At 63.9% G+C, this 10,274-nt stretch carries 9 protein-coding genes; 2 read left to right on the top strand and 7 right to left on the bottom strand.

From position 1 onward, the window contains the following. Positions 1-74: 74 nt before the first annotated feature. The 7 genes from AC1DT7_RS18080 to AC1DT7_RS18050 all read right to left on the bottom strand — a co-directional run bounded on the left by AC1DT7_RS18080 (position 75) and on the right by AC1DT7_RS18050 (position 8,075). On the bottom strand, positions 75-554 hold the full coding sequence (locus AC1DT7_RS18080) for a hypothetical protein (RefSeq protein ID WP_478037520.1): 480 nt from the start codon (positions 552-554) through the stop codon (positions 75-77). Continuing rightward, on the bottom strand, positions 554-2,248 hold the full coding sequence (locus tag AC1DT7_RS18075) for a putative porin (RefSeq protein WP_478037567.1): 1,695 nt from the start codon (positions 2,246-2,248) through the stop codon (positions 554-556). The genes AC1DT7_RS18080 and AC1DT7_RS18075 overlap by 1 nt, the downstream gene beginning before the upstream one ends. 179 nt (positions 2,249-2,427) lie before the next feature. Next, on the bottom strand, positions 2,428-3,156 hold the full coding sequence (locus AC1DT7_RS18070) for a TonB-dependent receptor (protein WP_478037518.1): 729 nt from the start codon (positions 3,154-3,156) through the stop codon (positions 2,428-2,430). Positions 3,157-3,231: 75 nt separating this feature from the next. Beyond that, positions 3,232-3,642, bottom strand: a complete 411-nt coding sequence (locus AC1DT7_RS18065; protein WP_478037516.1) for an ExbD/TolR family protein — start codon at positions 3,640-3,642, stop codon at positions 3,232-3,234. 22 nt (positions 3,643-3,664) lie between these two features. After that, complete coding sequence (locus tag AC1DT7_RS18060) at positions 3,665-5,464, bottom strand: DUF2341 domain-containing protein (RefSeq protein WP_478037514.1); 1,800 nt, start codon at positions 5,462-5,464, stop codon at positions 3,665-3,667. Between the two features lie 27 nt (positions 5,465-5,491). Continuing rightward, complete coding sequence (locus AC1DT7_RS18055) at positions 5,492-7,273, bottom strand: ShlB/FhaC/HecB family hemolysin secretion/activation protein (RefSeq protein ID WP_478037513.1); 1,782 nt, start codon at positions 7,271-7,273, stop codon at positions 5,492-5,494. Position 7,274: 1 nt separating this feature from the next. Continuing rightward, positions 7,275-8,075, bottom strand: a complete 801-nt coding sequence (locus AC1DT7_RS18050; protein ID WP_478037511.1) for a helix-turn-helix transcriptional regulator — start codon at positions 8,073-8,075, stop codon at positions 7,275-7,277. Positions 8,076-8,564: 489 nt separating this feature from the next. On the opposite strand from AC1DT7_RS18050, the gene AC1DT7_RS18045 reads away from it, so the two are divergent. Next, on the top strand, positions 8,565-9,209 hold the full coding sequence (locus tag AC1DT7_RS18045; protein WP_478037510.1) for a secretin and TonB N-terminal domain-containing protein: 645 nt from the start codon (positions 8,565-8,567) through the stop codon (positions 9,207-9,209). 228 nt (positions 9,210-9,437) lie between these two features. Next, positions 9,438-10,271, top strand: coding sequence for a 3-deoxy-manno-octulosonate cytidylyltransferase (locus AC1DT7_RS18040; RefSeq protein WP_478037508.1), 834 nt, complete (start codon positions 9,438-9,440; stop codon positions 10,269-10,271). Positions 10,272-10,274 lie beyond the last annotated feature (3 nt).

The following is a 10,274-nucleotide window of genomic DNA, read 5'->3' as shown; positions in this document are numbered from 1 at the left end:
GCATCGGGCATGCATGGTCGCTCACGCCGCGTGGCAGGCGCGGGAGGCTAAGAAACGTGGTGTAAGAGGCGCGCTTATTGCCCATCCGGCCTCGGCTGCTGCGTGGCCTCGACCGGCGGTGTCGTTGTGGCTGTGGGTGGCGCCGTACGTTTCGGCGCAGCATCCCAACGGCTGTCATAGGCTCGGTCGCCAAGCTCCTGAAGCTCGTCTTCGAACTTTCGGCGCCCGGTATCGAACGGAAGAAACTGGCCCTTCTGGTAGCGCTTCCCGTACGCAGCGATCAGTTCGTTCGCGATTCCGACCAGCCGTTCGTTCTTCTCCCGTGCCGCCTTGAGCGCGGCCTCGATATCGCGTTGGTTGGAAAGCTCGGCGCGCAGCCGGACGATCTCCTGCTGCGCGGACACAAGGTCTTCGCGCAATGCCGCGACTTGGGCGACCGGATCGGGCACCGCGGCCGGCGCCGCCACCGGCGCCTCCTGACCCGCGATGGGTGTCGCCGCGGCGAACACCCCGGCCACCACGGCGCCGATGATCGAGATGCGATGCCCGCGCATCAGAAGGCCACGTTCAGGTCGAGCTGGAGAACATCGATCGCGAAGGGATCGCCGACGATCTCGTTCGCGCTCAGCCAGCGCCCGCCGATGGTGACGTTCCGGTACGGCGCAAAGGCGCCGCCGATGAAATAACCCTTGGCGTTGGTGCCGCCGAGATGGAAATCGCTGTCGGTGAAGGCATCCGGCACCGCGTCGCTGCCGAGCCATTTATACCCAGCATTGATCGCCCAGGCACCCTGCGCCGCACGGCGCGGGTTGATCGTGAACAGTTCGGGATGGCCGATCGAGAAATAGCCGGCATAGGCTTCGTTGCTGCCGATCCACCGCCCCTTGGCGCCTGCACCGCAAACCGCCCCGCTGACATTGTTGATCGGGCCGCTCGTCAGGCCTTCATGGCAGTTATTCTCGGGATCGACCCCGAAATTATGCAGATAGTTTCCGGTCAGCTTCGCCCGCACATGTTCGGAGATCGGCACGCTCACCGATCCGTTGATGTCGAGCACGCGGAACGCATATTTGAGACCGAGATATTGCGGCTCGAACAATGGCAGCGAACCCTGCTGCGACGTGTCGAAGGTGCGGAGGAACATCAGCGTGTTCCCCTTGGTCGGCGACATCGGCAGCAGTTGATCGGTAGAGCATTCGGTGCTCGCGACATCGAGCGTGTACACATCGCACGGATCGGAGACGTGACCGCGCAGATAGGTGAAATCGTGGAAGGCGCCGGCCAGCCGCGTTTCGATGCCCCCCGGAAAGTTCTTCCCGATCTCGACCTGGCCGGAGAAGATATACTGGTCGCGGAAGTTGCGCTTGTTGAACGAGCGCGACGGGAAGTTGTCGTCGCCCGGCTCGAGCGGGAACGCCCCGCCGCGCACCGCGAACACGAAGTCATCGTCATGCCCCAGGATCTTGGCGACGTTGAGTTCACCGGCAGCGCCATCGAACGCCAGATCGGGATCGTACATGAGATCGGTGGTGGTCAGGGGATTGTCGAACCTGCCCACGATCGCCGACACGCCGGGGACCAGTTCACCCTTCACATATGCCAGTTGCAGCCAGAGATCGCGCTTGCGCAGCCCGCCCCCGAGGGTCGCATTGGTGGAGATCGGCCCGGGCGTGTCACCCGTCGCGAGTTGGAAGCCGAGCTGGAACCGGTCGGCGATCGTCGCCTCCAGGCCGATCCGAGCCCGTAGCTGGAACTTGCTCACCCGGTTGTTGGTCGCGTTGAGCAACGGCACGGCGAAGGGGGCGCCCGACGTGATGTCATGCGGCCCGGTCTCGTTGAACCGCGCCACGTCGACGATCTGGTTGGAGTTGGTCTTCGCATAGAGTTCTGAGGCCGAGCGGAAGCGCAGATCGCCAGTCAGCCGTACATTGTTGACCCAGCCCGGTGCCGCCAGCGCCGGGGCTGCCCAACCCTCGGACTTGGCCTGCGCCATGACTTCCTGGCGAAGCTCATCCTTGATCTGGGTCCGCACCGTCTCCGGCACATAAGGCACGCGCACGGTTCCGGCGGGCGGCGGCGTCAGGGTCGCAACCGCTGTGCCCGGCTGGCCAGCGACGGGGACGGCCGATCCTCCCGCATTGGCCGTGCGGACCTGTACGGCTTCGGCCTGGGCCTGCGCCATCAGCGCATTGCCCTTGTCGGCCGTCAGCACGCCCTGTTCGACGAGAAGCCGCACCAGGTTCACCATCGCACTGTCGGACGGCGCCGATTGTGGGGTCTGCGTGGCGGCGGCCTGCTGAGCCAAGGCAGGGGAGGACCAAAGAATAGCTACCGCCGCCACGCTCGCGCACAAGGGACGACCCAAGGCGCGGTTCCTGAAACCAACTGACATCTTCAACCCCTTTATCCTTTCCGGCGCGCCGCGTTTCAGAGGGCGCGGCGCCCGCGAACCGTTACCTTTTGCGGAAACCGCATCGACGACGGCGGCGGGTCGAGCCCACGCACCGCGGCGAGGATCGCCGAGAGCTTTTTCATGGTGTCTTCGTCCCTGCGGCCCCGGGCATCGAGGAACTGGACCCCGGTGACACGACCGTCGAATGTGACGGAAAGCGTGAAGTCGGCCGAGAAGACGAGCCGGCTGATCCTGTCGTCGTCCTGCACGCGCTCCTGCAGCGTCGAACTCAGATAGCGCCGATAGAAGGACTCGCTCATGCCGCCGCCGCCCGTCCCGGCGCCGCATTTGGTGCCGAGGCAGGTGCCGGTGCTGCCCGGCGAGCCGATGCCGTTGCCGCTGCCCGCCGCCAGCCCGAAGCTGTCGCTGCCCGCCTGTGCCGGCGCGGCGATCGAAACCGGCGCTGCCTGTGGCTGAGGGGCCTTGGGCGCCTCGCTCGGGCTCGGTTGCGCCTGCTCGGTCGGCTCGGGCGGCTTTTCCTTCGGTTCGGGCGGTGGCGGGGGCGGCGGTGGAGGGGGCGGCAGCATGCTGACGACCTGCGGCGACGGCGCCTCGACCATGACGCCGCGCACCGCCGTCAACTGGCTGTAAATGAACCAGACAAGGGCAAGCAGCAGCAGCACGCCGACAACGGCAAGCGCTATCGCACCCCCGACCGTCGAGCCGGATGTGAAGTCCTCGTGTTCGATGCTTGCGGCAGCCATCAGCGGAATCCGCCCATAAACACGTGCCGGCCGATGGACGTGGCGTCTGGCCGCAAGGTGACGTCATCTTTCACGTCAGGCGCCCGCACTCGGCTTGCCGGTAACAAGGCCAACCTTGTTGAGGTCGAGTTGCCGGCACAGGTCGAGCACTTCGGTGACCTTGCCATATTGGGCGGACTGATCGCCCTTCAGCACGATCGGCACGTCCGGATTGCTTGCCTTGGCGTTGCGCAACCGCGTCTCGAGATCGGCCAGCGTCACCGGGAACGCATCCATGAAGATCTGTCCGTCGGTTGTGACGGTGATGGCGATCGTCTTGGGCTGCACCAAGCTCTGCGCGGCGCTCGCCTTCGGCAGATCGACCTTGATGCCCTGCACCGAGGCCGTCGCCATCAGGATGAAGATGACGAGCAGCACATAAGCCAGATCGAGCATCGGCGTGATGTTGATGTCGTCATAGGCCTTGCGGCGTCCACCTACTTGCATGGTCCTGCTCCCGATCTCTGGCTCACTGGGCCGCGCCGACGTGCAGGCGTTCCGCCGCCTGAGGTGCTGGCGGCATCGCCATCTCGGTCTGCATCTCTGCAAGGCGCGTGATTAGGCGATCGACGAACACGCGCATCTCATCCGAAAGCGCCGAGATCCGCGAGTTCAGATAATTGTATCCGAACAATGCGGGGATCGCGCAGGCGAGACCGGCGATCGTCGCCATCAGCGCCGCGGCGATACCGGGTGCGATCGCGTTCACGTTGACGTCGCCCGCGAGCGCGACGCCGGCAAAGGTGTTCATCACCCCGAGCACGGTGCCGAGCAGGCCGATGAAAGGGCCGCCCGAAATCGCGATCGTGAGCAGGACCATCCAGCTGTCGAGCTTCTGGTTCTCGGCGACAACCTCCGCATCGACTGCCGCCCGCATCGCCTCGACGGATTCGCCGGATAGCGGACGCAGCCCGCGAACCTCGCGCCTGACCTCGAGTTCGTCGACCCCGGTCTCGTACAGACGCGCGAGCGGCGCCTGCTCGATAAAGGCGAGTTCCTTGGGACCGACCCCGTCCACGTTCTTCATGCTGACGAGATGCTCATGGAGCCCCCGGAAGCGCTTCATGAACACCGCGTTCGCGCGCAGCGAGCGGTTGAGATAGCGCGTCTTGGTGACCATCACGACAATGGCGAGCCCCAGGATCGACAGGCACAGACCGATGATGCATCCGTCGATGATCTCGACCTTGCTCAGGACGAACCAGAAGCTCCCGCCACCCGCGCTCTGGCGCTCGGCCTTGTCGGCGACGCTCAGCAGCTTGTTGGAAGGCCCTTCAGCCTGCGCATTGGCGAGGATCATGCTCGCTGGACGCGCCGTCTTCGAAAGCCGCGTCTCGTCGAGTTCGCCCAGAAAGGGGCGTCCGGGGGCACCACCCAGCGTGATCGGGCCATCGATCGCAGGCAGTGCACCGGCACCTTTCGCTGCTTCGACGCCGTTCACATAGAGGCGATGGCCCTGCCCGTCAGCGACGAAGGCGAGATGAGTCCATTCGCCTTGCTTGAGCGGCGTCGTCCCCTGGATTCGCTGCCCGCCGATCAGGGCGAAGGGAACACCGCCCGCAACGCCAACAATAAGCGGGCCGCGCGAGAACACGGCCTGCTCGCCGGCAACCCGATCGAGCTTGACCCAGCTCGTGAGGGTCAACGGGGCACCCGCCGGCATCGCGAGCGATGCGCTGGCCGGCACGATCAATTCGCCCTGGCCGGGGAAGCGCGCGGCCCGGGCGATCACGCCATTGTCGTCGAGGCCGGGGGCGGCGTTCTGCGCGTTATTCTTGTTGGCGGTCAGGTCGCGGGCCGCCTGCCCGCCATTCTCGCTGAAGTGATAAGCCGCGACCGTATCGGGATCATAGGTTCCGGCGATGTCGCTGCCCGCGGGCGCGTTCTTGTTGCCGAAATAGATCCAGACACGCCGTTTCTCTCCGCCGTTCATGTTCGGTACCGACACCCACAAGGCAGCGATGCCGTTGGTCGCGTCGAAACGCTCGATGTGGAACGGCAAGGGCGTCTTGCCATCGCTGTCCACCACGCGCAGGTCGGCGCCATTCTCCAGTGCGTCGGCAAAGGTGAAATTGCCGTTGTGCAGGCGCACCAGCATGACGGTCCGGCCGATAGCGCCGCTAAGGTTCACGCCCGATGGCGACGTGTCGATCGTCACCGCCTTGCGGTACGGCCAATCCTTGTTCCACCAGCCCGCATTATCCTGCGCGGAGGCAGGCAATGCGAACGCGAAGATCGCGATCAGCCAAACAAGAAGAAATCGGCCCACGGTCGGTTCCCCAATCCTATCCAAAGTTCAAAACTCGCTCTTGAGCGAAAAACTGTAGCGCGGGTCTCCACGCCGACTGACCGGACCATTCGTGACCGGCACGCCGATCAGGAATTCGCCCGAGAAATATTTGAAAAGCCGGTATCGCACGCCGCCGCCGAAGCTGCCGATGCGGAACCTCCCGATCTGGCCAAGGGCCGGTGCGCGGACATGCGCGTAACCAAAATCGCCAAAGCCGTAGAAGCGCAGCTGGTCGATATGTGGGCCGAGATGCGGTGACAGGTCGGGCATCTGCGCCTCGACAGACTCGATGAAACCGTCGTCGCCGACCGCTTCCGACACATAATAACCGCGGACATTGGTCATGCCGCCGATGCCGAACTGTTCATTGGTGACGAGCGGGGAATCGGCGAGCTGACCGGAAAAACGCAGCGCCAGGACGTAATCGCCCGGGAACGTCTTCGTATAATTCATGTCCAGGTTGAAATGGACGAAGTTCTCATTGGCGTTGAGCGAGCGGCCGCGCAGGAAATCGACCGGCACGCCGACGCCGCCGCCCGGAAGATCGCAGGTCGGCGCATTGCCCGGGTCGACATTGCCGAGGGATTCGCACTTGGTGCGTTTTACGACGCGGAAACCGGCCGTGGCGCCCAGGGTCAGCCCATAGGTCTCGGTCTCGGTCGCGCCACCGAGCGTATATTCGGCAACCAGTGGAACATAGCGTATCGGCGCAGGGTCGAGCGCCTCGTTGGCCAGGAATATCTGCTCGTTGAAGCTCTTGAAATCGGCACCGAAGCTGATCTGTTGGAAGACGTCGCCTGGCAGGCGATAGACCGCGCGCAGCCCGATCTGTCCGCCGTCGCCAAGGACGTTGGTGCCCCCGAGCGCCGCGACATTGCTGTTCGACTTGTAGCCATAAAGGAGGAACGACCAGGGCGTTCCGACCAGCGGGGCATTATAGGAGGCCGAGATCACCGCGCTCTGCTTGGTGTCCTGCGGCGCCAGCACGCTGGTGACCGACAGCGAGTGGCCCTGCCCCCACAGATCGGCATACCGCACCGTGCTACTGAGCCGCAGGGATTTGGTGTTCGGGCTATTGTCGTTGTTGAGCTCGATACTGGCGTGGATCGGGGAGCTGTCCTCCACCTTCAGGTCGACATCGAGCGTGCCAGGCACCTGACCGGGCCGAAAGGCCGGGTCGACCGTGCGGTCGGCGACGCGGTTCGCCTGGGCGATGTCGCGCTGCAGGGCCTTGAAGTTGATCGGCTGCCCCTCGACGACCGAGGGGATCTGCGACCGCACGACGGCGAGGGAGTGATGTTCGGCACCGACCACCCGGACACGACCGACCGGGGTCTCGTTCACGGCGAGTTGGACAATCCCCTGGGCGAAAGTCTCCTCGGGCTGGATCGGCAAGTCGACCAGCACGGCTTCATAACCCTTGGCCGCATAGGCATCCTGCAATGCCTTCTGCGCGGCGACGATATCGTCGTTAGAACGATCCGGTCCGAGAAACGGATAGATGATCTTCTCGATCTCGGCGCCGGACAATTTGGTAGCGCCCGACACGTCGATCGCGTTGACCATGAACTTGTCGGGCGCACGTCGCGGTTCGGCAGCGGGCGCCGCGTCCGGCGACGACGCTGCCTGCGCCATCGCGACCGAAGGCAGGAACAGGGCGCCGGCGGCCAGCAGCTCGACGATCGTCGAGATGCGCTTGGTCGATCCTCGAGGGACGGCTTCGATGGCACTGCGATCCGGCAGGGGGCGCGTGACGACGGGGTTCATGATCGGGAAAGTGTCTCGCATGTCAGATCTGGATCAGGCCGGCCGTGAGCGCGAGCGCCACCGCCTGGATCTTGTTCGACGCGCCGAGCTTGCGGGCGGCGCGGGCGAAATAAAGTTCGACCGTTCGGGTCGCGATCCCCAGGCTCGATGCCGTCTGCGGCACGCTGGCGCCCGACGCAGCATGACGCAGGCAACTGATCTCGCGATCGGTCAACGGAATGGTGTCCCCATTGCCGGCGGGCAGGATCGCCTTTGCCCGGCAATGGAACTCGACCGCCAGATAGATGAGTTGATGCGCCTCCAGCCGGACCACCGATGCCGCGGTGGCCTGCGAGCCGCCGAGCAGGCTCAGATAGGCCGGCCCGGAGAGATAATCCTGGACGGGTATCGCGATCCCTGCTTCGACGCCGCGAAGGCGCTCGACACTGAGCCACGCGCGCTGGCGGTCGGGCAGATCGAGGTCGTCCCGCGTCGACCAGTCGAAGGGAATGAAGGAAACGGTGATCTTGGGCGCGGCCGGGTCACCGGCACGCCAGGGATCGTTCGCTTCCCCAAGTGTCGAGAGGAAGCGCAACGGTGGACGCTCCGCCACCCCTCGCAACTGAATCTGATGGCCCAGATGCACATATCGTCCGGCCGAAAAACCGACCTGGCGGGCAAAGCGCTCGAGCCACTCGTGCAGGGAGTCAGCGGAATGGCAATCGCCCGGCCCGTCCGTGGCAACCATAGCCGCTACGGACGGAATCCCGCCAACCCACGCCGACAGAGAGCCGACGCGCAGTTCATGACTGACCTGGTGCTGTAGAGCACCGCCCGCGAACATTTCGCCTGCCCCCAATTAGTTCCTTGATTATTGGACACGGTGGCGTGCGGAATCTGGCAAAGGAAAAATATGACACTATCGCCTCCGAATTGCCATAATTCTTTCACAATCTGGACCTGTATAATTTAACCAAAGAAGCTTGATTGAACTAAAATCGCACCCTTTTGACTTAAGTCATCAACCCGATGGAAGTAATTTTCTTTTCAAGCACATCCAACCATTTCCAAGCCGAATCTTACTTAACGTTTTTATGAAAGATGATGCTTTTTGAAATCACGGTGCACTTAAAATGGTGCAGCGCAGAAAACCCTGCGGCTGATTATGAGGGCCAACTTAGCCCAGCCAGCTCACATCACGCCCGAGAATTTTTCCCTACGGAGGTTGGAGCGATACCGTAACGCTCGCAAACGCCGATACCGCGCACTATCCTGCCCCAAGATGCTTGCCGTTCGCTCGATCCGGTCCCGGTTGACGTCACTGTTGATGTCCATGTCGAGCATTGCAGCGCCGTTATGCGCTCATGCGGTCGCGCAACAGGCAAGTGCCGATCGGAAAACAGCCTTCGACATCCCGTCCCAGCCTCTCGACAGCGCCCTCACCCGGTATTTCGAGGTGACCGGCGTGCAGTTGCTCTACGACAGCCTTCTCACTCAGGGGCGCCGCTCAAGCGCCGTGCGGGGCCGCTATGCCCCTCGCGAGGCGTTGCGACTGCTGTTGAGCAATACTGGCCTCGTCGTACGATACAGCCGCGCCAATGCCGCGATCATCACCACGCCGGACGCGACGACAGAATCCGGACAACTCGTGCCACTAGGCCGTGTCGTCGTCCGCGAACGGGTTGCGAGCGCGGCTCTCTCTCCCGTCGAACGCATGGCCTATTACGAGCAGTTGGAAACCGAACTGCAATCGCGGCTGCGCGACGACAGGCGCACCGCGCGGCTTTCGTTCGATATCGTCGTCGCGTTCCGGGTCGATAACGATGGCAGGCTGGAAGACATCAGGGTCAGCCGGACCAGCGGCGATCGAAAGACGGATTCGATCATCAGCGAGACGCTGTCGGGCGTCTCGGTTTCCCCGCCGCCCGATCTTCTGACCCAGCCCCTGAGGGTCGCTCTCAAGGGCATACGGCACTGACGGTGTCGTGACTGTCGGGTTCGGGACGGATCCGGCAGACGCCCCCATTATTCGGTCATCCGCTGCGGATTCCCCTAGCAGGCGCGCCGCTTCGTTCGAGTACGCTTGCCCCGCGCTGTGTTCGCCAGGGCGATGGGGCAGGGGAAACGCCATGCGAGTGGCCTGGACGGCAGAGGTCGAAACGGGTGCGGCCCTCCCCTCGCGGACTCCCGACCGGCTGATCGGTTGATGCTCAGAATCGTCGCCAGCAGCGAACGACCCAGAACCCGCCGGTCCCATGCGATCATCATTCCAGCGCGCTTCGGTTCGACCCGGTTTCCGGGAAAACCCCTCGCCCCGCTGTGCGGCGTGAATGGCATCACGAAAAGCCTGCTCGAGCGTAGCTGGGAAGCCGCGTGCGGAGCCGCCGACCTGGACGACATATGGATTGCCACCGACGATCGTAGGATCGCCGAGGCAGCACGACGATTTGGCGCCCAGGTGGTGCTGACGTCGCCAGCGTGCAGCAACGGGACCGAACGGTGCCACGACGCGCTGGCGGTGGCGGGCATCGACGCAGAGATCATCATCAACCTTCAGGGCGACGCACCGCTGACCCCGCCACTCGCCATCGAGGCGCTGCTCGATACCATGGTCCATGCCCCCGGCGTTGCTGTCGCGACGCCCATGATCCGGTGCTCGGCACCAACCATCGATCGGCTGCTGGCGGAAGACCGGATGGGCCGGACGGGACGCACCACGGTCGTCTTCGATGCGGATATGAACGCGCTCTATTTTTCCACGCGGGTCATTCCGCATGCGCCAAATTATCTGACCCGGCAGCCCGTCTATCTTCATATCGGGCTGTACGGTTATCACCGTGACGCGCTCGCAACCTATGCCAGGCTGGGATCCACCGGCATCGAGGAAGCGGAGGGGCTGGAGCAATTGCGCTTCCTCCACGCCGGCATCCCGATCCGATTGATCGAGGTGTGCAGTCCACCCGGCGGAATCTGGGAGGTAGACAATCCGGCCGACATCCCAAGTGTCGAGGCGGCACTCGCCGAGCGGCACATCGACTGAACG

This window comes from Sphingomonas sp. P3_C6 (genome assembly GCF_056402595.1).
This window is presented reverse-complemented; position numbering and strand designations above follow the sequence as displayed.

Coding starts and splice junctions, on each gene's coding strand:
- AC1DT7_RS18080 (WP_478037520.1), bottom strand. CDS start 554: ATGCGCGGGCATCGCATCTCGATCATCGGCGCCGTGGTGGCCGGGGTG.
- AC1DT7_RS18075 (WP_478037567.1), bottom strand. CDS start 2,248: ATGGTGAACCTGGTGCGGCTTCTCGTCGAACAGGGCGTGCTGACGGCC.
- AC1DT7_RS18070 (WP_478037518.1), bottom strand. CDS start 3,156: ATGGCTGCCGCAAGCATCGAACACGAGGACTTCACATCCGGCTCGACG.
- AC1DT7_RS18065 (WP_478037516.1), bottom strand. CDS start 3,642: ATGCAAGTAGGTGGACGCCGCAAGGCCTATGACGACATCAACATCACG.
- AC1DT7_RS18055 (WP_478037513.1), bottom strand. CDS start 7,273: ATGCGAGACACTTTCCCGATCATGAACCCCGTCGTCACGCGCCCCCTG.
- AC1DT7_RS18050 (WP_478037511.1), bottom strand. CDS start 8,075: ATGTTCGCGGGCGGTGCTCTACAGCACCAGGTCAGTCATGAACTGCGC.
- AC1DT7_RS18045 (WP_478037510.1), top strand. CDS start 8,565: ATGTCGAGCATTGCAGCGCCGTTATGCGCTCATGCGGTCGCGCAACAG.
- AC1DT7_RS18040 (WP_478037508.1), top strand. CDS start 9,438: ATGCTCAGAATCGTCGCCAGCAGCGAACGACCCAGAACCCGCCGGTCC.